This window comes from Kitasatospora sp. NPDC057738 (assembly GCF_042798815.1).
Classification (GTDB): Bacteria; Actinomycetota; Actinomycetes; order Streptomycetales; family Streptomycetaceae; genus Kitasatospora; species Kitasatospora lactacystinica.
Genome location: NZ_JBHVJT010000040.1, coordinates 1 through 24,024, shown reverse-complemented (window position 1 = coordinate 24,024; position 24,024 = coordinate 1). Strand labels below are relative to the sequence as shown.

Annotated in this window: 16 protein-coding genes; 7 read left to right on the top strand and 9 right to left on the bottom strand. The window is 73.4% G+C overall.

Features of this window, described 5'->3' with window-relative positions; all coding sequences use genetic code 11:
• Positions 1 to 24: 24 nt before the first annotated feature.
• The 4 genes from ACFVGO_RS21905 to ACFVGO_RS21890 all read right to left on the bottom strand — a co-directional run bounded on the left by ACFVGO_RS21905 (position 25) and on the right by ACFVGO_RS21890 (position 4,706).
• Positions 25 to 1,281, bottom strand: coding sequence for a glycosyl hydrolase (locus ACFVGO_RS21905; RefSeq protein WP_380633509.1), 1,257 nt, complete (start codon positions 1,279 to 1,281; stop codon positions 25 to 27).
• Positions 1,282 to 1,339: 58 nt separating this feature from the next.
• Positions 1,340 to 2,263 (bottom strand): carbohydrate ABC transporter permease, encoded by a 924-nt coding sequence (locus ACFVGO_RS21900; protein ID WP_380633507.1) that lies wholly within the window; start codon positions 2,261 to 2,263, stop codon positions 1,340 to 1,342.
• 6 nt (positions 2,264 to 2,269) lie between these two features.
• A complete protein-coding gene (locus ACFVGO_RS21895) occupies positions 2,270 to 3,142 on the bottom strand; it encodes a sugar ABC transporter permease (RefSeq protein WP_359904771.1) in 873 nt (290 codons plus the stop codon).
• Between the two features lie 274 nt (positions 3,143 to 3,416).
• Positions 3,417 to 4,706 (bottom strand): ABC transporter substrate-binding protein, encoded by a 1,290-nt coding sequence (locus tag ACFVGO_RS21890; RefSeq protein WP_380633505.1) that lies wholly within the window; start codon positions 4,704 to 4,706, stop codon positions 3,417 to 3,419.
• A gap of 151 nt (positions 4,707 to 4,857) precedes the next feature.
• On the opposite strand from ACFVGO_RS21890, the gene ACFVGO_RS21885 reads away from it, so the two are divergent.
• The 4 genes from ACFVGO_RS21885 (at position 4,858) to ACFVGO_RS21870 (ending at position 13,689) form a co-directional block, all read left to right on the top strand.
• Positions 4,858 to 6,060: a LacI family DNA-binding transcriptional regulator gene (locus tag ACFVGO_RS21885; RefSeq protein WP_359904765.1), complete on the top strand. Its 1,203-nt coding sequence runs from the start codon at positions 4,858 to 4,860 to the stop codon at positions 6,058 to 6,060.
• 244 nt (positions 6,061 to 6,304) lie between these two features.
• Positions 6,305 to 8,749 carry a discoidin domain-containing protein gene (locus ACFVGO_RS21880; protein ID WP_380633502.1) on the top strand — a complete coding sequence of 815 codons (2,445 nt, stop codon included), beginning with the start codon at positions 6,305 to 6,307 and terminating at the stop codon, positions 8,747 to 8,749.
• Positions 8,750 to 8,794: 45 nt separating this feature from the next.
• The gene (locus ACFVGO_RS21875; RefSeq protein ID WP_380633500.1) at positions 8,795 to 12,994 is read left to right on the top strand and encodes an NEW3 domain-containing protein; all 4,200 of its coding nucleotides are present in this window, start codon (positions 8,795 to 8,797) and stop codon (positions 12,992 to 12,994) included.
• Positions 12,991 to 13,689 carry a hypothetical protein gene (locus ACFVGO_RS21870; RefSeq protein ID WP_380633498.1) on the top strand — a complete coding sequence of 233 codons (699 nt, stop codon included), beginning with the start codon at positions 12,991 to 12,993 and terminating at the stop codon, positions 13,687 to 13,689. Before ACFVGO_RS21875 ends, ACFVGO_RS21870 begins: the two co-directional genes overlap by 4 nt.
• A gap of 151 nt (positions 13,690 to 13,840) precedes the next feature.
• On the opposite strand, the gene ACFVGO_RS21865 is transcribed toward ACFVGO_RS21870, so the two are convergent.
• Positions 13,841 to 14,368, bottom strand: coding sequence for a DUF6879 family protein (locus ACFVGO_RS21865; RefSeq protein ID WP_380633496.1), 528 nt, complete (start codon positions 14,366 to 14,368; stop codon positions 13,841 to 13,843).
• Between the two features lie 292 nt (positions 14,369 to 14,660).
• Here ACFVGO_RS21865 and ACFVGO_RS21860 point away from each other — a divergent pair, with 292 nt between their 5' ends.
• Entirely contained in the window at positions 14,661 to 15,707 is a 1,047-nt protein-coding gene (locus tag ACFVGO_RS21860) for an alcohol dehydrogenase catalytic domain-containing protein (RefSeq protein ID WP_380633494.1), read from the top strand.
• An 86-nt stretch (positions 15,708 to 15,793) separates the two neighbouring features.
• Here the strand turns inward: ACFVGO_RS21860 and ACFVGO_RS21855 are convergent, their stop codons facing one another.
• Both ACFVGO_RS21855 and ACFVGO_RS21850 read right to left on the bottom strand, forming a co-directional pair.
• On the bottom strand, positions 15,794 to 17,023 hold the full coding sequence (locus ACFVGO_RS21855) for a serine hydrolase domain-containing protein (protein WP_359904749.1): 1,230 nt from the start codon (positions 17,021 to 17,023) through the stop codon (positions 15,794 to 15,796).
• A 278-nt stretch (positions 17,024 to 17,301) separates the two neighbouring features.
• On the bottom strand, positions 17,302 to 18,876 hold the full coding sequence (locus ACFVGO_RS21850; protein WP_380633492.1) for an FAD-dependent monooxygenase: 1,575 nt from the start codon (positions 18,874 to 18,876) through the stop codon (positions 17,302 to 17,304).
• Positions 18,877 to 18,962: 86 nt separating this feature from the next.
• Here ACFVGO_RS21850 and ACFVGO_RS21845 point away from each other — a divergent pair, with 86 nt between their 5' ends.
• Both ACFVGO_RS21845 and ACFVGO_RS21840 read left to right on the top strand, forming a co-directional pair.
• Positions 18,963 to 19,568, top strand: coding sequence for a CGNR zinc finger domain-containing protein (locus ACFVGO_RS21845; RefSeq protein ID WP_380633490.1), 606 nt, complete (start codon positions 18,963 to 18,965; stop codon positions 19,566 to 19,568).
• Between the two features lie 313 nt (positions 19,569 to 19,881).
• Positions 19,882 to 20,247 (top strand): hypothetical protein, encoded by a 366-nt coding sequence (locus ACFVGO_RS21840; RefSeq protein WP_359904740.1) that lies wholly within the window; start codon positions 19,882 to 19,884, stop codon positions 20,245 to 20,247.
• Positions 20,248 to 20,624: 377 nt separating this feature from the next.
• Here ACFVGO_RS21840 and ACFVGO_RS21835 read toward each other — a convergent pair whose 3' ends face one another.
• Together ACFVGO_RS21835 and ACFVGO_RS21830 are read right to left on the bottom strand one after the other, a co-directional pair.
• The gene (locus ACFVGO_RS21835; protein WP_380633488.1) at positions 20,625 to 20,975 is read right to left on the bottom strand and encodes a hypothetical protein; all 351 of its coding nucleotides are present in this window, start codon (positions 20,973 to 20,975) and stop codon (positions 20,625 to 20,627) included.
• 14 nt (positions 20,976 to 20,989) lie between these two features.
• Positions 20,990 to 24,024: polymorphic toxin-type HINT domain-containing protein (locus ACFVGO_RS21830; protein WP_380633486.1), on the bottom strand; the 3,035-nt coding region annotated here is incomplete at its 5' end.

Sequence of the window (24,024 nt, the reverse complement as noted above, 5' to 3'; positions counted from 1 at the left end):
GCTGGGTTGCGGGCTGGGTCGCGGTCAGAGAGAACGTACGTCGCAGGGGTGGACCACCTCGGTGATGCCGCGCGCGGCGAGGTGGACGCGGTCCTCGGCGCGCTCGGCGAGGACCGCGGTCGGGCGGGCGCCCGCCTCGGCGAGGCGCATGAACGCCTCGTACGCCGAACCGCCGGGGCCGCAGACCGAGCGGCCGGGCGAGGTGACCTCGTCGCCGGTGGCGACCACCACGGCGGTGCTGCGCGGCTTCGGCGGCTGCCAGGACCGGCGGGCCTCGGCGGCTGCCTCGGCGAGCCGGGCACCGGCCGGCTTGACCCTCCGGTCGGTGGTCAACAGGCCGAGGCTGTACTCCAGTTCGGGGAAGTCGGCGAGCGAGCGGTCCACGTCGTGCGAGCACCACCAGGTGACGCCCCACACGTCCGGGCAGTCCAGGACGGCCTCCACGGTGGCGCCGGTGAAGCGCGCGGCGTCCTCGGCCGTGATGTGCGGGGCGGGCGCGCCGACCTCCTGCAGCCAGACCGGGCGGGCCGGGTCGTCCGCCCAGGCCTTGGACAGCTCGACCAGGTACGCGGCGTGCTGCGCGGTGGCGGTGGAGTGCGCGCCGTAGCGCTGGGCGGTGCCGTTGAACACCCAGGAGTGCACGGCCGTCGCGGCGCCGATCCGGGCCGAGTGCCAGGGCGTGAACGGGTGCTCGTCCAGGTACCAGGCCGCGTCGTACGAGGCGTGCAGGTGCAGCCGGCCGGGGGCGCCCTGCTCGCAGGCGTCGAGCATCCGGCGCAGCCAGGCCTCCGCCTCGGCGGGGGTGGCCCGGTCCGGGTCGGGGTGCGGGGCGCCGGAGAACTGGTTGATCTCGTTGCCGAGCGTCATTCCGAGGAAGTTGGGCCGCTCGTGCAGCGCCCCGGCGAGGGTGCGCAGGTAGGCGGCCTGGCCGTCGAGCACCTCGGGGTCGGTGAAGATGTTGCGCCGGTGCCAGGTCCGCGTCCAGGACGGGAGGAAGTCGAAGCTGGACAGGTGGCCCTGCAGGCCGTCCACGGCGACGTCCAGTCCGCGCTCGCCGGCCGCGTCCACCAGGGCCGTCAGCTGCTCGACGGCGCGCGGACGGATCAGGGTGCGGTTGGGCTGGAAGACCGGCCAGAGCGGGAAGACCCGGACGTGGTCCAGGCCGAGGGCGGCGATGGAGTCGAAGTCGGCGCGCACGGCGTCGAGGTCGAAGTCGAGCCAGTGGTGGAACCAGCCGGCGCTGGGGGTGTAGTTGACGCCGAAGCGGGGGGTGGTGGCCATCGGAGAGCTTCCTCAACGGGTTCGGGGCGTACGGACGGTGGGCCATCCCTGGGGCGGGCTATCCCTTGACGGCTCCCTCCTCGACGCCCTTGAAGAAGAAGCGCTGGCAGACGCCGAACACCACGACGATCGGCAGGAAGGCGATCATGGTGCCGGCCGCGATCAGCCGGGGGTTGGCGGAGAAGGTGCCGTTGAGGTACTGGAGCCCGACGGTGAGGGTGTACTTCTGCGGGTCGTTGAGCACGATCAGCGGCCACAGGAAGTCGTCCCACGCGCCGATGAAGGTGAAGATCACGATCACGCTGAGCATCCCGCGCACGTTCGGCAGACCGATGTGCCACAGCCGCTGCCAGACGTTGGCGCCGTCCACCAGCGCGGCCTGGTCGAGTTCGGCCGGGACGGCGGCGAAGGCGGTGCGCATCAGCAGCACGTTGAGCATCGCGATCGAGCCGGGCAGCGCGACCCCGGCCAGGCTGTCGGCCAGGCCGAGACCGCGCACCAGCACGTACTGGGAGACGATGGTGACCTCGCCGGGCAGGATCAGGGTGGCGAGGAAGAGGCCGAGGACGAGCTTCGCCCCGCGGAAGCGAAGCCGGGCGAGCGCGTAGCCGGCCAGGGTGCAGCCGACCACGTTGCCGGTGATGCAGACCACGGCGACGATCACCGAGTTGAGCGCGTAGGTCCACACCGGGATGACGTCGGCGACCTTGCCGTAGTTGCCCAGGGTGGGCTGGTCGGGCAGGAAGCTCGGGGTGCGGGTGTAGACGTCCTCGGCGGGGCCCTTGAGGGAGGTGGACAGCTGCCACAGGAAGGGGCCGATGACCAGCAGCAGGACCAGCACCAGGAGCAGGTAGCGGGCGGCGGTCTGCGCGGTGGAGGGGGTGATGAAGCCCCGGGAGCGCCTGGCGGGCCCGGTGGGGCCGGTGGGGCCGGCGGGCTCGGTGGTCGCGTCGTGGGACCGGGGCGTGCGGACGGTGGTCATGGGGGGTCAGGCCGCCTTCCGGTTCAGCCGCATCAGGAACAGCATCGGGCCGAGGGTGACGACGAACAGCAGCAGGCTGAGCGCCGAGGCGTAGCCCAGGTGCCCGTTGAAGCCGCGGCTGTACATCTGGATCAGCATCACCACCGACATGTCCCGGCCGCCGGGGCCGCCCAGGCCGTTGGAGAGCACGTACAGCTCGGAGAAGACGCGCAGCGAGCTCACCGAGATCAGCGCCGAGATCAGGATCATGGTCGGGCGCACCCCGGGCAGGGTGACGTGCCAGAACCGGTGCAGCGGGCCGGCGCCGTCCACGGCCGCGGCCTCGTGCAGCTCGCGCGGGACGTTGGCGAGCGCGGACAGGTAGATGACCATGTAATAACCGAGGCCCTTCCAGACGGTCAGGGCGATCGCGCTGAACAGCAGCAGCCAGCGGTCGGTCAGGAAGGCGACCGGGGAGCCGGCCAGCCCGGCCTGCTGCAGCAGACCGTTGGCCAGGCCCCGTTCGTCCAGCACCCAGCCCCAGATCAGCGCCACCACGACGGCGGAGGCGATCACCGGCGTGTAGAAGGCGGTGCGGAAGAACGTGATGCCGGGGATCCTGCGCTGCACCAGCAGGGCGAGCAACAGCGGCAGGACGGTCAGCAGGGGCAGGCAGACCAGCATGAACACGATGCTGTTGAGCAGGGCGTCGGCGAGCTGCTCGTCGTCCAGCAGCCGGCCGAAGTTCTCCAGTCCGGTGAACCGCCCGCCGCCCAGGGGCTTGGCGTTGGTGAAGGACAGGATCACCGTGTTGACGGCCGGCCAGAGGTTGAAGACGGCCAGCCAGACTATCGCGGGCCCGGCGAGCAGCCAGGGGGTGAACCAACGCCGGTGGGTCATGCCGTGCCTTCCTGGGGCCTGGGGGTGGTGCGGGCGGTTCCCGGGAGCGGCGGGCGCGGGGGAGCCCGCCGCCGGTCGCCGGTACGAGGGGGCGGGGCGCCGCAGGGAGGGTGTGCCGGCGCGGGGAGGTGGTGCCGCGCGGGAGGGTGTGCCGGTGCGGCGCAGCGGGCCCGGCGGGGTTCGGGCGGGGCCCGGTGGGGTTCGGGGTGGGGCCCAGTGGGGTTCGGGTGGGGCCCGGTGGGGTTCGGGTGGGGCCCGGTGGGGCCCGGTGGGGTCAGCCCTTGAGCAGCTTGTTGCACTGCTCGACGGCGGTGTCCAGCGCCTGCTTGGAGCTGGTGTCGCCGCTGATGGCCAGCGCGAACTGCTGCTTGATGACGGTGCCCATCGCGTCGTCCACCTCGACGGGCTGGATCAGCTTGGCCTTGGCGAGCGAGGTGAAGGCGATCACCTTGGCGTCGCCCGCGTTGGTGCCGTCGCTCCTGCTGAAGAACGGGTCGTTCGCGGAGGCCTTGGTGGACGGGAAGACGCTGGTCAGGTGGGCGAAGGCGGCCTGGTTCTCGGGGCTGGTCACCCAGCGGGCGAGGGCCACGGCGGCGGCCGGGTTCTTGGTGTTCTTCGGGATGGACAGGCCCTGGACGTACAGCGGCGGGGTGGCCATCGCGGGGGAGGAGACGACCTTCGGGGCGAGGGTCGGGTTGTCGGTGGCGAAGCTGGTGATGTAGTTGCCGCCGCCGGTGGTCCAGGCCACCGTGCCGGAGCTGAAGAGCTTGGAGTTGCCGGCGTAGGTGTCGGTCAGCACTCCGTTCGGCATCAGGCCCTCCTTGAAGGCGTCGCGGTACTTGTCGAGCAGTGCGGCGGCCTCGGGGGTGTTGAAGGTGAAGGACTTGCCGTCGTCGGACATGATCTTCACGCCGATGTTGTACAGGTCCCCGATGCCCGGCTTGCGGCTCATCAGATAGGTCTGGCCGCCGGACTTCTCCTTCATCGTCCGGGCCTGGGCGATCAGCTCGTCCAGACTGGCCGGGGGCTTCTGCGGGTCCAGGCCGTTCTTCGTCAGGAGCTCCGAACTCCAGTAGTTCACATCGGTGTTGAGGTACCAGGGGTAGCCGAAGGTGCCCTGGTACCCGTTGAACCGGTAGGCGTCGACGCCGCCGGGGACGTACTCCTCGGCGAGCTTCGGGTCGGCCTTGGCGACGTCCAGCAGGACGTCCTTCTTCGCCAGCGGGAAGGCGAAGTCCGGCGGGAGGTTGACCACGTCGGGCAGGCTGCCGGCGGCGGCCTGGCTGAGCACCTTGTCGGAGTAGCCCTCGCCGGGCTGGTCCAGCCAGTCGACCTCGACGCCCGGGTACTTCTTCTTGAAGCCGTCGATCACGCCCTGCATGTAGTCGGTGAACTTCGGCTTGAGCGCCCAGGTCTGGAGCGAGACCTTGCCCTTGACCTCGCCGGTGGCGGCCGCACTCGCCACCGCGTCGCTGTCCTTGGTGTCGCCGGAGCCGAGTCCGCAGCCGGTGAGCGCGGCGGTGGCGAGCGCGGTCGTGGTCAGTGCCGCCCAGATTCTTCGCATGAGGGTCTCCCGGTCCTGGGGGTGGGTGGGGGATCGTGCCGAGCTCGGGGGTTGTGCCGGATTCCGCAACCTGACTAACTAAACCGGTCTAGCTATGCCAGGGACTATGCTCCCGCCTAAACTTGGATGTCAAGAGAAGGAGTCGGGTTCAGTGGGCAGACCGACGATCGCCGACATCGCCCGCCGGGCCGGTGTCTCCAAGGGCGCGGTGTCCTTCGCGCTCAACGGCCGCCCCGGCGTCAGCGAGGCGACCAGGGCCCGGATCCTGGGTGTCGCCGAGGAGATGAACTGGCGCCCGCACAGCGCCGCGCGCGCCCTCGGCGGAGCCCGGGCCGACGCCGTCGGCCTGGTGATCGCCCGGCCGGCCCGCACCATCGGCGTCGAGCCGTTCTTCAGCCAACTGCTGTCCGGGCTCCAGGCGGTGCTCTCGGCCAGGGCGGTCGCGCTGCACCTGATGGTGGTCGAGGACACCGCCGCCGAGATCGAGGTCTACCGGGGCTGGGCCTCCGAGCACCGGGTGGACGGCTTCATCGTGGTCGACCTGCAGGTCAAGGACCCGCGGCTGCCGGTCCTCGACGAACTCGGGCTGCCCGCGGTGGTGCTGGGCGGGCCCGGCAAGGGCGGCAACCAGCTGCGGATCTGGGCCGACGACCGGGAGGCGATGCTCTCGATCGTCGACTACCTGGCCGCCATCGGGCACCGCCGGATCGCCCACCTCGCCGGGCTGCCGCACTTCCAGCACACCCAGCGGCGGATCCGCGCACTGCGCGACGCCTCGCGCCGGCTCGGGCTGGAGGAGGCGGTGTCGGTGCCCACCGACTTCAGCGACGCCGAGGGCGCGGCCGCCACCCGGACCCTGCTGTCCCGGGCCAGGCGGCCCACCGCGATCGTCTACGACAGCGACGTGATGGCCGTCGCCGGGCTCGGCGTGGCGGGGGAGATGGGCGTCGCGGTGCCCGGCGAGCTGTCCATCGTCTCCTTCGACGACTCGGTGCTCGCCCGGATCGTCCACCCGCCGCTGACCGCGCTCAGCCGGGACACCTTCGCGCTCGGGGAGCAGGTCGCGCGCAGCCTGCTGGCGGCACTGGACGAGGCCGGGCCGGGGCGGGACCTCCAGATGCCCACGCCGCGGCTGACCGTGCGGGAGTCCACCTCGCCGCCGGGGGCCGTGCCGGCCGGCCCCCCGGAGGCCTCCTCCGGCGCTTCGCCCGCCGGGCCCGCCGGTCCTGTCGCCGCTTCGCCCGCCGGTCCGCCTTCCGGTTCTGCGGCCGGTTCGCCCGCCGGTTCCGTCGCGGGTTCCCCCGGCCGGGTGGATGCTGCGCGCATCGTTGACAGCGGTTCTGAACCGGTTTAGCCTCGCAGCGCCGAGCGGGCTCCGCTCGGCGCGCTCCGCCGCACTCCGTCCGGCTTCCGCCGCCCGTCCCGCTCCCCGCCGCGCCCGTACGTTCCCGTACCTTCCCGTGCGCTTCCGTGCGCCGAGGAAGCCCGGCGGCGGCGCGACCCCCACTCGATCCAGCACCGGCACGCCCGCATGCAGTCGGGCCCGTCCGCGACGGCGGGCCCGCCCCCACCCTCCTCCGCTCGATCGGAGCCACCGCATGTCACGACGCCTCCCCCTGCTGCTCGGCGCCGCCCTCGCGACGGCCGCGCTGACCGCCGTCCCCGCGGCCCGGGCCGACCCGATACCCGCAGCGGCGCCCGCCGTCACCGTCGGCTCGGGCACCCAGCCCTTCGCCTCGTACTGGTACCCCAACAGCATCCTGACCTGGGACCCGGCCACCGACCCGGACGCCCGCTTCAACCGCTCCCGCGTCCCGCTCCAGCCGCGCACCGGCGACCCGGCGCTGCGGGCCAACCCCAACGCCCGTGCCGGCGAGGGGAAGATCGCCTCCCTGGTCTCCTTCGGTCCCACCTCCAACAACCCCTCGCAGGGTTCCGCCGATCCCAACTACTACGCCTTCGGCTACTGGCAGTACGTCGACAAGCTGGTGTTCTGGGGCGGTTCGGCCGGCGAGGGCCTGATCCTCGCCCCCAACCCGACCGTGATCGACGCCGCCCACCGCAACGGCGTCAAGGTGTACGGCACGGTCTTCTTCCCGCCCGGCGCGTACGGCGGCCAGCTCCAGTGGGTGCGCGACTTCGTCCAGAAGTCCGGCGGCCGCTACCCCGTCGCCGACAAGCTCGTCCAGGCCGCGCAGTACTACGGCTTCGACGGCTGGTTCATCAACCAGGAGACAGGCGGCGGCGATTCGGCGCTGGCGGGCGAAGTGCGCAACCTGATGCAGTACACCAAGGCGCAGAGCGGCACCGAGTTCATGTGGTACGACGCGATGACCACCTCCGGCTCCGTCAACTGGCAGAACGCCCTCACCTCCGCCAACTCGCCCTTCCTGCAAGAGGGTTCCAAGCGCACCTCGGACTCGATGTTCCTGAACTTCGGCTGGTCGGCGAGCGGCCTGAACTCCTCCCGGGCGCTGGCCCGGCAGCTCGGCCGCAGCGAGTACGAGCTCTACTCCGGCATCGACACCGAGGCCAACGGCTACAACACCGGCGTGGACTGGAACACCCTCTTCCCGTCCGGGCAGCCGCACACCACCTCGCTCGGCCTCTACCGCCCGGAGTGGACCTGGAAGTCCGCCACCGACCGCGCCGACTTCTACGCCAAGGACGCCCGCTACTGGGTCGGCGCCAACAACGACCCGTCCCGGATCGACCTCTCGGCGGGCTGGCCCGGGCTGGCCGGCTACGTCGCCGAATCCTCGCCGATCACCGCCAAGCCGTTCGTCACCAACTTCGGCACCGGGCAGGGCGACTTCTACAATGCGGCCGGCACCCGGGTCGCCACCGGCGGCTGGAACAACCTCTCGCTCCAGGACGTCCCGCCCACCTACCGCTGGGTGGTGGAGTCGACCGGCAGCAGGCTCACCCCGTCCGTCGACTTCACCGACGCCTACCAGGGCGGCTCCTCACTGCGGTTGAGCGGAAAGCTCGACGCCGCCAACACCGTCCGGCTGTACCAGGCCAAGCTGCCGGTCGCCGCGAACACCAGGCTGGACCTGGTGGTCAAGACCCCGGCCGCCGGGCCCACGAAGCTCAAGGCCGCCGTGTCGTTCACGGACTCGCCGAGCAGCTTCACCACGGTCGACGTCGGCGCCAACACCGGCAGCGGCTGGGAACGGCACACCCTCGACCTCTCCCCGTACGCGGGCCGCACCGTCGCCCAGATCGCCCTGCGGGTCGAGGGCAGCGACCCGGCGTACGACCTCCGGGTCGGACAGATCGCCCTCTACGACGGTGCGGTGGAGACCCCGGCGGCCCCGGCCGGCCTCACCGTGCTCGGTGCGAGCGACGTGACGGCCGGCTCCAGCCAGTCCCTGCGGCTGTCCTGGACGGCGGCGCCCGGCGGCAACGTCCACCACTACGAGGTCTACCGGCGCAACGCGGACGGCAGCCGCAGCTTCCTCGGCGCCACGCCCAACGACGCGTACTTCGTCGGGCGGCTCGACCGGGCCGGCAACGAGAACGCCACCACACTGGACGTCGAGGCGGTGTCCACCACCTACAGGCGCTCCACTGCCGCCTCCACGACCGTCAGCTGGAACGGCACCCCGCCGACCTCCGTCAACCTGGCGCTCAACCGCCCGGCCACCGCCTCCGGCCAGTGCAACGCCAACGAGGGCCCGGCCAAGGCCGTCAACGGCAGCGTCGGCGGCGGGACCGGCGACAAGTGGTGCGCGCTGACCTCCGCCAAGTGGCTGGAGGTGGACCTCGGTTCGGCGAAGCAGCTGTCGAAGTTCGTGGTCAAGCACGCGGCGGCGGGCGGCGAGAGCGCCTCGTACAACACCCGTGACTTCGCCGTCCAGGTCCGCTCGGGCGCGAACGACCCCTGGACGACCGTCGCCGACGTCACCGGGAACACGGCCGGCACCACCGCCCACCCGGTGAACACCACCGCCCGGTACGTCCGGCTGGTGGTCAACACGCCGACCCAGAACGGCGATCCGGCCGCCCGCATCTACGAGTTCGAGGCCTGGGGCGCGTAGCCCCGCTGGCCCGCGCTGCCCTGTCAGAGGAAAGGAAGCACCCCCGTGCCGGTCACCATCACCGCCGTCGAGAGCACCGATCTGTTCGTCGGTCCCGAGGACGCCCCGCGCCAAGTGCTGCGGGTGACGCTGGAGGGCCCGGCCGCCCGGATCACGGTCAGCGGCCCGGGCGTCCGCGGCGAGGCGACCGGCACGGGCCTGGTCGAGGTCCCGCTGGAGATCGGCGGGGCCTCGCCCGGCGAGCGGCTGCCCGTCACCGTGCGGGCCTCGGAAGCCGTCGCGGAGGCGAGCGTGGACGTCGCCGAGCCCGGCTGGACGATGTTCCTGGTCTCGCACTTCCACTACGACCCGGTCTGGTGGAACACCCAGGCCGCCTACACCTCCCCGTGGGAACTGCTCTCCGCCGACGCCACCACCCGGCCGCTGTGGGAGCGCAACGGCTTCGCCCTCGTCGACGCGCACCTGGACCTCGCCCTGCGGGACCCGGTGTACAAGTTCGTGCTCGCCGAAGTCGACTACCTGAAGCCGTACTTCGACCAGCACCCGGAGCGCCGCGAGACCCTGCGGCTGCTGCTGGAACGCGGCCAGGTCGAACTCGTCGGCGGCACCTACAACGAGCCGAACACCAACCTCACCGGCGCGGAGACCACCATCCGCAACATCGTCCACGGCATCGGCTACCAGCGTGACATCCTCGGCGGCGACCCGCGGACCGCCTGGCAGCTCGACGTGTTCGGGCACGACCCGCAGTTCCCCGGCCACCTCGCCGCGGCCGGCCTCACCGGCAGCGCCTGGGCGCGCGGCCCCTTCCACCAGTGGGGCCCGATCCAGAAGAACTTCCGGGAGGCCAAGGACGACGCCCGGGTGATGCAGTTCCCGAGCGAGTTCGAGTGGATCGCCCCCGGCGGCGAGGGCGTGCTCACCCACTACATGCCGCACCACTACTCGGCCGGCTGGTGGATGGACTCCTCCCCGGACCTCGCCACCGCCGAACAGGCCGTCTACGAGCTGTACCGCAAGCTCAAGCCCGTCGGGGCGACGAAGAACCTGCTGCTGCCGGTCGGGACGGACTACACCCCGCCGAACAAGTGGGTCACCGAGATCCACCGCTCCTGGGCCGCCAAGTACCTCTGGCCCCGGTTCGTCTGCGCCGTCCCGCGCGACTTCCTCGACGCCGTCCGCGCCGAACTCGCCGCCACCGGACGGCGGCCCAGCCCGCAGACCCGCGACATGAACCCGGTGTACACCGGCAAGGACGTCTCCTACATCGACACCAAGCAGGCCCAACGAGCCGGCGAGGTCGCGGCCGTGGACGCGGAGAAGCTCGCCACGCTCGCCTCCGTGCACGGCCTCGGCCGCTACCCGGCCGCCGCGCTCGACAAGGTCTGGCGCCAACTCGCCTACGGCGCCCACCACGACGCGATCACCGGCTCCGAGTCCGACCAGGTGTACCTGGACCTGCTCGGTGGCTGGCGGGAGGCGTACGACCTGGCGTCCGGCGTACGCGACGCGGCGCTGGACGCTCTCGCGGGGCGGATCTGCACGGCGGGGGCGGGACCCACGGCGGGCGCGGGCTCGGCGATCGTGGTGACCAACACGCTCTCCTTCGACCGGACCGACCTCGTCACGGTCGAACTGCCGGACGGCATGCGGTCGGTGCGAGTCCTCGACGACCGGGGCGAGCCCGTGCCGAGCGCCGTCGACCGGGGGACGCTGCGCTTCCTGGCCGCCGAGGTGCCCGCGCTCGGCTGGCGCACCTGGCGACTGGTGGAGGGCGAGGCGGAGCAGCCGTGGACGGCGGCCGACGGCTTCGTGATCGAGGGCGACCGGTACCGCGTCACCGCCGACCCGGCACGCGGCGGCGGCCTCACCTCGGTCCACGACCTGCCGAACCGAAGGGAGTTGATCCAGGAGGGCCGGATCGGCAACGAGCTGCGGGTGTACGAGGAGTACCCGCAGCACCCCGACTTCGGCGAGGGCCCCTGGCACTTGGTGCCCAGCGGTCCGGTCGTCGGCTCGGGCGACGGCGAGGCGTCCGTCCGCCGGGAGACCGGGCCGCTCGGCGAGCGCCTCGTGATCGAGGGCACGGTCGACTCCGTCCGGTACGAGCAGACCGTCACGCTCTGGCGCGGCCTCGACCGGGTGGACTGCCGCACCCGGGTGGTGGACCACTCCGGCGCCGACCGGCTGCTGCGGCTGCGCTTCCCGGTGGACGTCCCCGGCGGCCTGCCGGTCAGCGAGGTCGCGGGCGCGGTCGTCGGGCGCGGCTTCGCGATGCCGGACGTGGACTCGGCGGAGGCGCCGTGGACCCTGGACAACCCCGCCAACACCTGGTTCGGGCTCGGCGCCACCGCGCGCGTCGACCTCACCGACGCACTGGGTGCGCCGGCCGGCTCGCGCGCCCTCGGGGTGGCGGAGGTCGTCGTCCCCGCGCTGGACGACGCCGCCGACGCCCGTCCGCTGGTGGTCGCGCTCGCCCGGGTCGGGGTCACCGCCACCACCTCGGGGGCGGACTGGGCGCGGTACGGCTGGCTGGAGGTGGACTCCAACCTGCCGGACTTCCGGATCGTCGTCGGTGGGCCGGAAGCCAACGATGCCGCCCGGGAGTTGATCTCGCTGGCGGGGGAGGAGTACGCCGCCGTCCTGAAGGCGCACGGCGCGGTGTGGGTGCCCGCGGTGACCCCGCTCGCCGAGGTCTGGCGGCCGGACGCCGACCTGCGCGACCTGCGGGCGCTGCCGGCGCTCGTCGTCTCCGACGTGGCGGCGCTGGTCGACGACCTGGCCGACGCCCGGATCACCGCCGTCTGCCCGTCCCCGGTCCAGGAGCAACTGGCCGACCACACCGTCGCGTTGCTGAGCTTCGGTCTGCCCGGCTTCGCCGTCGACACCACCGGCGCCCTGCACCTGTCGCTGATGCGCTCCTGCACCGGCTGGCCCTCGGGCGTCTGGATCGACCCGCCCCGGCGAACCCTGCCCGACGGCACGTCCTTCCAACTCCAGTACTGGACACACGAGTTCAAATACGCGCTGGTGGGAGGGGACGGCGACTGGCGGGACCGCACACTGCCCGCCCAGGGCCAGGAGTTCAACCACCCGCTGTACGCCCGGATCGCCCCGGCGCAGGACGGGCCGCTGCCCGCCACCCTGTCCTGGCTGCGGGTCGAGCCGCAGCGCGAGGTGCTGCTCGGGACGCTCAAACCGGCCGGCAACCCGATCGCGCACGGCTCGACGTCGCCACTCGGGCGCGAACTGACCGTCCGGCTCGTCGAATCCACCGGCCTCGGGCGCACGGCGCGGATCGGCGGCGCGCTCGGCCTCGGCGAGATCCGGGCCGCGGACCTGCTGGAACGACCGCTTCCCTCCGGCGACTCCGCTCTCGACCTCGCCGGTTCGCAGATCGCCACCCTGCTCGCGACCCCGGCCGTCACCGCCCCCGCGGCCGCGACGGACCTCGGCCCCACCGCGGAACCCGCCCAACCCGTCCACGCCCGCTACTGGCTCCACAACCGGGGCCCGGCCCCGCTCGGCTACCTGCCGGTGTCCGTCGGCGCCTCGCCCGGGCTGCTGCGAACGGCGGGGGAGCCGGTGACGCTGTCGGTCGCGCTCTCCTCCCAGCTCCGCGATGCCGCCGTCGAGGGCACGGCCGTCGTCCTGCCGCCCGAGGGCTGGACGACCGGCCCCGGCAGCCGCCCGTACCGGCTGGAGGCCGGCGGGCACCTGCGCTTCCCGGTCACCGTCACCCCGCCGGCCGGGGCCGAGCCCGGGCTGTACTTCGCCGCCGTCCGCATCGAGCACGACGGCCAGCGGATCGAGGACGTGGTGACCATCGCCGTCGGCGAACTGCCCGGCCTGCTCCCCGCACCCGGCGACACTCCCGAGGACTGGACGATCGCCCAGGGCACCAAGGCCACCACCGGCCGCGACACCGGGCTGGACGTCGAGGTCTCCACCGAGACCCTGCGCGTGGCCCCCGGCGGCCGGGCCACCCTTTCCCTCGTCCTCACCAACCGCACGCGCGGCGAGATCCGCGGCGAACTCCAGCTCGTCTCCCCGTGGGGCACCTGGGAGGCCGTCGCCGACCCCGTCCGCGGCTTCACCGCCCCGGCCGGTACCGCCACGACCGTCGACTTCCCCGTCACCGTCCCCGAATCCACCGACCCGGGCGCGTACTGGGCCCTCGCCAAGGTCATGTGGTTCGGCCGCTGCCAGTACGCCCCGACCGTCGCCCTGGTGGTGGAGGCATGACCACGCTCGGCCTGCTCGACGGACGCCCGCTCCCGCGGACGGCACTCGACCAGCGCCTCGCCGCCCTGCGGAACGGCCCGCGCGCCACCGCCCTGCCGCAGCCCGGCAGTTCGGAGGACCGCCAGCTCACCCGATGGGCCGCCCAGGTCCTGCTGACCGAGGCGCTGTGCGAGGCGGTCGCCGCCGAACGCCGGCTGCCCGTGGCCCCCGACGGCCCCGCCCGCCTCGACCAGCAGGCCGCCGTCGAGCTCGGCTCCATCACGGCGGCCGCCTTCGAGGGCAACCCGGCCGTCCGCGCCGTCTACGCGGCCGTCACCGCCGACGTCGAACCCTCACCCGCCGACATCGCCCACTACCGCACCATGACCACCCGCCCACCGGCGGAGCGCTGGCACCTCGCCCTCCCCGACGGCGAACTGGAGGCCGACCCGGACACCCTCCCGACCGCCCTCGCCGAAGCCCTCCGCGCCGCCCCGCCCGGCACATGGGTCACCGCCGGCCCCTGGAAAGCCGCCCTGCTCACCGTGACCACGCCCCCGGAGCCCCCCGACCCCGCCCCGACCCTCCGCGGCGCCGCCCGCCGCGCCGCCTTCGTCCGCTGGCTCGACCACGCACGCGCCCGCCGCCTCACCCTGGTCGAAGGCCTGGAACACCCCGGCGACCCCGCCCAACCCGACAACCACCACCGGCACTGAGAACCGCGCACCTCGCCCGCCGTGCCTCGGAGAGAGGCGCGGCAGGCGTCCGGTGCCCGTGGCGTCGGACGGCGAACCTCTCGACGGTGAACCTCTCGACGGTGAACCTCTCAACAGTGAACTACTCGACGGCGAACCTCTCGACGGCGAACTACTCGACGGTGAACTTCTCGTGGGGGACGCCCGCCGCCCAGACGGCCTCGAAGGCCGCGGAGCAGAGGTCCACCGCGGCCCGGTCCTCCGTGAAGGCGTGGCCCGCCCAGTCGCCGTCGCCCGTGAACCAGTGGAAGAGCACCAGTCGCCGGTCGATCAGCCAGAAGTCGTTGCCCGGGAGGGCGATGGTCGATGCCCGGCTCCGGGGAAGCCACCGGACCTGTTCGCCGGCCGCGAGGTTGACGGGGGTGACGGCGTGCTCGTACCTGACGTAGTCGGTCACCGGCTCCGAGACGATCCGGGCGCGGCGCAGGACGACACCCCGGGAGACGGCATCCTCCACCAGGGGGATCCACGTCGGCCAGAACGATGTGTTCGGGTCGTTGTCCACCTCGCCGGTCCTTCTGAAGCGGTCGAAGGGCTCGACCTCCTCGCCGACCGAGTAGGTGTCGCGCATCTCCAGGTGCACGGCGGAGCGCGTGGCGCCCCTCAGCAGCTCGGCGAAGTCGGGTGCGCTCTGCGTCATCACAAGCCTTCCTCGGGGTCGGGACCGTTCCCAGCGGGACGCGGACCACATTCTTGCCGCCGGGGCACCGACGATGCGGCCTTTCGCCCGATGACGCCCACCGGGCCGGGGAGTCGGCGCGGCGGGCGTGCGCGGACAAATGGCGGCGGAGGGACGAAGCTGGTGGGAGTGCCGAGGCGGGTGACGCCTGACGCCCGCCGCCTGCCGCCTGGCTTCGGCCTCCGACTTCCGGCCTCTGACTTCCGGCCTTCGGCCTTTCGACCTTCGACTCCGTACGGAAGGGTTCTCCACCATGGCTGCCACCTCGTCCACCTCCTCCGACGGCCTGCAGCGCGCCGTGCTGGTCGCAGCCCCGGGGGCGGCGCCCGAACTGTCCGGGGTGCCGGTCCGCGAGCCGGGGCGCGGGGCGGTGCGCGTCGCCGTCGAGGCGTGCGGCGTCTGCCACTCCGACCTCCTGATCGCCGGTGGCGCCCTGCCGGGCACGACGTTCCCGGTCACCCCCGGTCACGAGATCGCGGGCCGCATCGACGCCCTCGGCGAGGGGGTGGAGGGCTGGAAGGTCGGTGACCGGGTCGCCGTCGGCTGGTACGGCGGCAGCTGCGGCCGTTGTGACGCCTGCCGTTCGGGTGACGGCATCCACTGTCCCGAGCTGCAGGTCCCCGGGGCGGCCTACCCCGGCGGATACGCCGACAGTGTCGTCGTCCCGGCCATGGCCCTGGCCGCGATCCCCGACGGGCTGACCGCCGCCGAGGCGGCCCCGCTGGCCTGCGCCGGGATCACCGTCTTCAACGCCCTGCGCCGCTCCGCCGCCGGGCCCGGGGACACGGTCGCGGTCCTGGGCCTGGGCGGGCTCGGCCATCTGGGGGTGCAGTTCGCCCGCGCGATGGGTTTCCGTACGGTGGCCATCGCCCGCGGCGCGGAGAAGCAGCCGCTGGCGCACGAGCTCGGCGCCGAGCAGTACATCGACAGCACCGTCGGCGACGTCGCCGGGGCCCTGCGGTCGCTCGGCGGCGCGAAGGTGGTCCTGTCCACGGTCACCAACGCCGACGCCATGTCCGCCGTCGTCGACGGGCTCGGTCGGCGCGGCGAGCTCGTCGTCGTCGGCGTCTCCGCCGACGCCCTCTCGATCAGCCCGCTGCAGCTGATCACCGGGGACCGGAGGGTCTACGGCCACTCCTCGGGCACCGCCGTCGACACCGAGGACACCCTGCGCTTCGCCGCCCGGACCGGCGTACGGGCGTGGATCGAGGAGGTGCCGCTGGAGGAGACCGCGGCTGCGGTGGCCAGGATGGCCGGCGGCCGGGCCCGCTTCCGCATGGTCGTCACCACCGGGCGCTGATCCCCGGCCGCCGCGCCCTGGTTGCCGTGCCCCGGCCCGCTGGCGCCCTGGTTGCTGCGCCCCGGGTGCCGCGCCCGGGCCGCGGATCACCGCCCGGGGGCGGTCCCGCAGGCGGCCGTGGTGAGGAAGGCCGTGACGGCGGTCTTGGCGGCGCGCGGGTCGGAGCGGTCGAACGGGTTGTGGGAGAGCGCGAGTTGGCGTCGGCCGTCGGCCGTGCCGGCGGCCATCGTCGAGTAGCCGGGGAGGTCTCCGCTGTGGCCCCAGAAGACGCCGCACGGGGTGTCGAAGCGGGCCAGCCCCAGCCCGTAGCCGCGTCCCGGCCCGGCGTCCGCCGTCCTGGTCATCTCGGCGAGTTCGGCGGGGCGCAGCAGCCGGCCGTCCAGGAGGGCGGCGATGAACCGGTTGAGGTCGGCGGCGCTGGAGATGCCCTGTCCGGCGGCGCCCATGACGGACGGGTTGAGCTCGGTGACGTCCACCGGCCCGGTCGAGAGCTTCACGTAGCCGTGGGCGTGGGGGCCGGGCAGCAGCGGCGACAGGCCGGGCATGGTGGTGTCGTGCAGTCCCAGTGGCCGGAGGATCCGCTGCTCGACCTCCCGCTGCCAGGGGCGGCCGGTGACCTTCTCGATGAGCAGGCCGGCGAGCAGGTAGTTGGTGTTGGAGTAGTGCCAGCCCTGCCCCGGGGGGAAGTACGGGGCACGGCCGTTGGCGAGCGCGAGCAGGTCGGCCGGCCGGTAGGTGTGCCAGCGCGGTCCGGCCAGCCAGCTGCGGTACTGGTCCTCGTCCTGGGGATCCATGCCGGGCGCTTCGGTGTAGTTGTACAACCCGCTGGTGTGGTCGAGCAGTTGGCGGACTGTGATGGCCGCGCCGTTCGGCACCGCGCCGGGTAGGCGGGCGTCGACCGGGTCGTCCAGGCCGAGGCGCCGCTCGGCGGAGAGCTGGAGCACGACGGTGGCGACGAAGGTCTTGGTGACGCTGCCGATCCTGAACCGGGCGTGCGCGGGCACCGCCGCTCCGGTGACCGGGTCGGCCACCCCGGCGCGCCCGCGCCAGACGGTCCGCCCGTCCTGGCGGACCTCTCCTACGGCGGCCGAGGAGCCGGCGTCGACGATGCCCCGCAGCGTGGTGCGCAGCGCGGTGGAATCCGCGCCCTCCGGCAGGAACTCCCCTTCCTCGTCGGCGGATTGGATCACGACCGGCAGTCCGGCGGAGGGCGCGGCGAAGCCCGTCGTGGCGCCGGCGCCGAGCAGCGCGGTGACGGCCAGGAGTGCGGCGGCCGAACGGATACCGGCCCTCGATGTGCGCGGATGTGGCGTCATGCCTGCGTTCCTCCCCTGTCGGGCGCGCGTCGGCGCCCCCTCGCGCCGAGTCTGCCGGTGGGTTTCCTGTCCGGGCATCCACCGGAGGTGCCGCCCGGCATCCTCCCCGGGGTCGGGGTGAGCCCGAAGTCACCGTCCTGCAGGCGTACTTCACCCCGCGTGGAGGTCCGGGGCCGGGGTCGGAGCAGGAACGGAATGGGCAGGACGACGGGGAGGGCCGCGCCGTTTCCCCCCTGTGGCCGAGAGCTTATGACCGTCCGTCAGAAAATCGTCATCCGCTATGTCCCCGCGCCCGCCGTCGACAGCACCTGTCGCAGGACGGCGAGCAGTCGCCCGTCCTCGGCGGGAGGGTGCGGCGCCCGCCAGGCGATGTGGCCGTCCGGGCGGACGAGGAGGGCGCCGGTGGGCGGGAGGCCGGCGGGCCCGGGCCGGTCGGGTGCCGGCAGTGCGTGCACGGTGACCGGCAGTCCCGCCGCCGCGGCGGTGGCCGCCTGCCGGCGCCAGGCCGCGTCCCCGGTGGCCGTGAGGAGGGTGAAGCCCGGCCCGACCAGGTCCAGGGTGGACGCGGCCCCGGGCGGGCCGGCGAGCCGCAGGTGGGGCAGGCGGGTGCCGGGTGTGCCGTCGGGGTGTTCGAGGCCGGCGAGGCCGGGGTCCAGGGGCGGGAGCGCGGGGTCGGCCGGGTCGGCGAGGACCGCCGTCGAGCGGTAGGCGGCGGTGAGCAGCAGTTCGTCGTCGATCCGGTAGCCGGCCCGGGCGCGGGAGTTGGCGAGCGAGATGTCGACGACCTGCCGGGCCACCGGGCGGCGTTCGGCCTCGTAGGTGTCCAGCAGTGCCTCGCCGGCCGTCCCGGCGGTGACCGCCGCGAGCTTCCAGGCGAGGTTGTCGGCGTCGCCGATGCCGGTGTTCATGCCGTGCCCGCCGGTCGGCGGCACCACATGGGCGGCGTCGCCCGCGAGCAGCACCCGCGCGCGGCGGTAGGTGTCGGCGAGGCGGGCGTCCATCCGCCAGGTCATGGTGTCCCGGACGGTGACCGCCAGCTCGGGCAGCCCGGCGGCGTCCCGGACCAGCCGGGCGAGCGCCCGGTGGTCGGCCGCCAGGGCGGCGGCGTCCTCGCGTTCGGGATCGTACGGGTGCTGGTAGATCCACTGCCGGTCGTTGTCGACGGCGAGGAAGCCGCCGCGGCCCGGTTCGGTGAGGAAGTACGAGGCGCTGGCGCGGTCGGCGACGACCTCGCCGAGCGGAGCCTCGAAGCGGACGCTCAGGTAGTGGCCGAGGCCGGTCGGCCCCGCCATCGCGATCCCGGCCGCCGCGCGGACGGTGCTCGACGCGCCGTCGCAGCCGACCAGCCGGTCGGCGCGGACCGTGCGGCGCTCGCCGGAGTCGCGGTCCTCCAGCAGGGCGTGGACGTGCCCGTCCCGTTGGGTGAAGGAGAGCAGGCGGGTGGCGAACCGGACGCCGTCCGGGGCGAGTCGGCGGGCGCGCCGCAGCAGGACGGCCTCCAGGGCGTCCTGCGAGCAGATCAGCCCCGGGGAGGGGGTGCGCTCGGCGCTCTCCGCCGGGCCGCCGGTCAGGCCGGTGCGGACGTAGTCCGGGTCGACCAGGTTGCGGCCCCGGTAGAAGAACACCTGGGAGGCCGGGAGCCCGGCCCGCCGGATCTCCTCCTCCAGGCCGCACCGCCGGAAGACCTCCATCGAACGGGCCGACACCCCGCGGGCCTTGGGGTGGCGCGAGGTGCCGGGGCGCGCCTCGACGAGCAGGTGCGGCACGCCGTGGCCGGACAGCAGGACGGACAGGGTCAGGCCGACCGGGCCCGCGCCGACGACGAGCACGGACGTGGTCTCCGGGAATTGCATGCCACCACTCCTCGGTAACGCCTAATGGGTGTTTTTGAAGTTACCATGGTCCGGACGGCAACCCCTCCGAGATTCCGAGGCGACCCATGGCCCGCTCCGACTCCCCGCCCCCGCCCGAGCCCGAGTCCGAGTCCAAGTCCGGGCCCAAGCCCCAGGACACCGACGCCGGCAACCCCCGCGGTCTCCACTTCCTCACCGAACTCGCGAACACCGTCCGCGAGGACCCCGGCGCGGGCGCCGCCGAACTCCAGGCCCTCCTGGACCGCCACGGCGGCCCGCCCTTCCGGCTGACCGACGCCGACGCCCGCGAACTGCGCGAGGCCACTGCCGAGGTGATCGCCGTCCTCGACACGGACGACCCGGACCGGGCGGCCGAACTGATCAACGCCCTGCTCGATCGCCACCCGGCCCGGCCCCGCCTGGTCCGCCTCCCCGGCCGACCCTGGTCCCTGCACACCCGCGCCCCCGCCGACGCCGGCCTCACCCACTGGCTGCTCTCCACCGCCGCCCTCGCCCTCGGCCTGTGGCTCGGCGAACGCGGCGGCTGCGCCTGGGGCCGCTGCGCCGCCCCGGGCTGCGAACGCTTCTTCATCGACACCGGCCGCCGCACCCCGCAGCGCTACTGCACCCCGCGCTGCGCCACCCGCGTCCGCGTCGCCGCCCACCGCGCGCAGCGGGAGGACCGGGCCTGAGGGCGGGGGAGGAGGCCGTTCCCCGCCCTTGCCGCGGCCGAACCCCCGCACTGGGTTCGTACACCGATCCGGGCCGGCGACCCCACCCCCATGGTGCGGGACGTACCCCTTGGGTCACCCGGGCCGCCCCGGTACCCCAGGGACACCATGCCGCCTCCACCCCCCAACTCCCAGGTTGACGAGGGTTGTTCGACTACGTCACGCTCGACGAACCGCCGGGCGGGCGGCCGGACGTGCCGCGCGTGTCGTGCGCCGCGCGCCGCCCGACGCCCCGGCCCGGATGTCCACCGTGCACCCGTGTGGAGGTACCGCCATGTCCAAGCGCCGTCTCGCCGTCCCCGGAGCCGCCGTCGCCGCTCTGACCCTCGCCGCCCTGCTCCTCCCGGCCAGCGGCGCCCACGCCGCGCCGCCCGCCGACTCGTGCACCCAGAACTGGAGCGTCAGCTCCGGCGAGGGCTACGCGAACGGCAAGTGGTGCAACTACAACACCAAGGTCGTCGGCACGGTGCACGACACCAAGGCGGACGGCCGCTGTCCGTACGTGCGCGGCAACCTCTCCAACGGCGGCCGCGTCGACAGCGACTGGGCCGGCGGCAAGGGCAAGTCCCGCGCCATCACCCTCTACGCCCCCTCGGGCACCCACTTCACCAGCGTCACCATGCGCTCCATCGGCTGCTGACGCCGACGCCGGGCGGGCAGGTTTCACCGGAAGCCTCCTCGGGGTTCCCTCAGGGACGGTGATACGCCGTCGGAAGCAGGTTCCCGGCCGCCTCTCCTCCTGCGCACCGACGACCGCCCCGGGCTCCGCGTGGTGCCCTGGACGGGATCGCGGTCGCCACGCCGCCCGGACCGCACCCGGGACTTCCGGCGGCGGCCGCGGCCGCGAGAGGAGAGGCCTCGTGAACCCGCCCGCCCGCGCGTCGAGGCGCTGCTGGACGGGGTCGGAAACGCGTCGGCCCCCTCCGGATTCGGAGGGGGCCGACGGCCGAGGGGAAGGGCGTCCTGCCGGACGGAACCGGCAGGACGCCCTCACGCCTCGGGATCAACGGAGTCGTGTCACAGGCTCACGAGCTGCATGCGGCTGCACACGACGAACCCCTGGTGGGTGCCGCCGGACAACAGCAGGGTCCGGAAGAACTCGCGGTCCTCGTCCGAGATGTCCGCGAATTCGTCGATCTCGGGGACCCCGTCGACGACCTCGGACACGTGCAGCTGGTCGAAGCTCCGTCGGAGCTTCATCGCCAAGACGTTCTTGAACTCCAGTTCCAGGGCCGGCTTCGTGTCGTCCTCCCAGGTCCGCAGCACCAGGCAGCGGTGCGACACCGAGTAGGACCAGGGGCGGAAGGCCCGCCCGGTCCGCAGGGGCAGATCGTCGATTCCTGCCAGGAACGTCATCCCGTTGGTCATGCGAAGGGCTCGTCTCAGTCGAAGGGGCTCGTCGTCTCTACACCGTCCAGGTACCACTTCACGCGATCCCGTACCTCCTTCGGCGCAGCCTTGATCATGGCCAGCTCCCAGCCCGTGAAGGGCTGCACGGGAACCGCCATCCCCTCCTGTGCCGCGGCCCACTCCCGTGCCAGATCCTTCCCGAAGCCGGTGAGGTTGAAGACGATTGCGGTGTCCTTCCCCGGGGCGAGCGCGTCACGGACGGTCTGCTTCCAGTCCGTGCCGTCGGGGAAGGTCATGAACGACTCGGACTTGGTGAGCTTGGTGAACGGGCTCATCAGGTCCTTGCCGTCCTGGGTTTCGCTGAGACCGAGGGCGAGACGCTTCGGGCAGTAGTTCGTCGTGTTGTGGACCAGGACCGGCAGGTCGCCGGCCAGCACGTAGTACGTGTGGAGGTCCTCGACGGTGAGGTTGTAGGCGGGCTGGAGGGTGTTCCAGTTCCGGACGTCCTCGATGCGCCGGGGCTGTCCGGCGGGGTCGCGCAGTTCGTCGCCGGTCCTGAGGTCGGCGGCGTCGGTCCAGGACTTCCGGTTCTCGGACCAGAAGGGGTGGTGGCCGGTGCTGGTCAGGGACTGCCCGGCGCCCAGGGAGATGTCGGTGAAGTCGCGGTCGTCCGGGGTGTAGATGGTGGCCGACACCCGACGGGGACCGGCGACTCCGGTGGTGGGGTCGGTGGCGAGGACCTCGTCGCCGACCTGGACGGTCTCGATGGCGCGGGTGGAACCGTCGGCCATCAGGACGCGGGTGCCGGCCGGGAAGCTGTTCAGCGGGCAGGTCGGCGGAGGAAGACGGGTGACGAGCTTCTTGATGAACTCGACGGCCTTCTCGCCCCAGGAGCCGAACTTCTTGGCCCACTGGGCGAGCTTGGCGACGGCGGCACCGTCACCGATGAAGGGGATCGCTCCGATGCAGGACGTGACCGCGTCGGTGGTTCGGCCCTCGACCGCGTAGTAGGCGCAGTTGACGAGGTCCGCGATGTCGGCGAGGCCGGGGGCGATGACGCCGCCCGCACCGCCGATGACGTCGAGGGTGAGGTGGATGCTCTCGGAGAAGAGGTGGTAGAGGTAGCTGACGTTCTCGCTGTCCTCCTTCGCCTTCTTGATCTCCTCCTCGATCGCCGCGATCGAGTCCTGCTTCTCCTTCGCGGCCTGGGCCTGCTTCTCGGCCTCCTTGCGCTCCGCCTCCAGCCTGGCCAGCCGGGCCTTCTCCTCGGCGTCCCGCCGCGTCTCGTAGGTCGCGTGGGCGTTGTCGGCGGCGGTCTGGGCGGCCGTCGCGTCCTGACCGGCCGCCTCGGCGGAGCTGCGGGCGGCGCTCGCGGACTCGTTGGCTTCGGCCGCCGACCAGCGAGCCTGCCGGGCGGAGCGCTCGGCCTGGTTGGCGGAGTAGACGGCCTTGGCGGCGTCGCGGTTGGCGGAGGCCTTGGCGGCGCTCGCGCTCTTGGCGGCCGCTGCGGCCCTGGCGGCGTCGGCCTGGGCGGCGTCGGCGGCGGCCTGGGCCCTGGTGACGTAGTCGGCGGCGGTGTTGGCCGAGGCCTGGGCCTGGGCGGCGTAGCCGTTGGCCTCGGCGGAGGCGTTGCGGGCGATGGCGGCGGCGGCCTGGGCCGTGGCCGCGTTCTTCTGGGCGGTCGCGGCGGCGGCGGTGGCCTCGGCGATCAGGCCCTTGACGTCGGCGACGTGGACGGCGGTGAGCCGGTCCTTCTGCTGGGCGGTGTACTGGCCCTGGGCCACGAAGGTGCGCAGGTCCTGGACGGGGCCTTCGAGCGCCACCTTGGCCGCGGCCTTGAGCTCGGGCTCGGTGTCCGGGGCGTCCTCCAGCCGGGTGGCGACGAGGCGGTCGTCGGCGGCCTGCGCGTCGGCCAGGCCCTTGCCGAGGAAGTCCCGCAGCGCGGCCGGGGTGTTGACCCGCAGCGCGGCGTCGGCGGCGGCCTTGACGGCCGGGCCGGTGCTGTCGCTGATGCGGGTGATCGTCAGCCGGTTCTCCGGCGCCGCGGCATCGAACTGACCACTGGCCAGGAAGGCGTTGACCTGGTCCGTGGTGCCCTGGAGCGCGGTGTAGGCGGCGGTGCGGACCGCGTCGCTCTCCGAGTCCCCGTAGATCTTGGTGGCTCGGTCGCGGGCGTCGTGCTCCTCGGCCTGCTTGCGGCCGGCCTTGAGGTAGGAGAACACGGCGGCGTCGTTGCCGGTGAGAGCCGCGTCGGCCGCCGCCGATCCCCAGGTGCTCGACATCTTGCGGGAGACGAGGGCGAGCTTGCGGCCGTCGGTGGCGACCTGCGCCGGGGTGGCGCCGGGCTGGTTGGCCAGCTGGGCGAGGCGGTCGGCCTCGGCCTTGGCCTTCTGGACGTCCTGGGCGGCCTGGTTGGTCTGCGACTGCTTGTCCGCCTGGTCGGCCTTGGCCTTGCGGGCCTTCTCCACGGCGGCCGCGGTGCGGTTGGTCAGGTCCTCGGCCTCGGTGCGGCGGGCCAGGTCCTGGATCTCGTTGGCCTTGTCGACCGCGGTCTGGGCGTCCGCGGCGAAGCCGGAGGCGGCGTTCGCGTGGTCGGTGGACTCCTGCGCGGCGTTGCTGCTCTGACCGGCGTGGTCAGCGGCGTCCCTCGCGGCCTGCGCCGCTGCGGCGGCGTGCTCGCCCGCGGACTTCAGGAGCGCCGCGGCCGCGTCGGCCTTCGTGACGGCCTCGGCCGCCAGCTGCTGGGAGGCGGCGGCGGCACGGCCGGCCTCGGCGGCCGAGCGGCGCGTCGCCGCCGCGGCCTGCTTGGCCTTGGCGGACTGCCCGCCGGCGCTGTCCGCGTAGGCACCGGCCTGCTCGGCCGAACCCGCCGCGGCATCCGCGTTGCCCTTGGCACTGAGCGCGGCACCCGCCGCGTCCTTGCTGCTCTTGGCGGCCTCGTTCGCCTTGACGAGCGTGGCGTTCGCGTCCGCGGCGATCTTGGACGCGGCGTCGGCGGCGTCCGCCGCCACCCGTGCCTCGTGCGCCTTGGTCGCGTCACCGGCCGCCGCGGCAGCCGCCGTCCGCG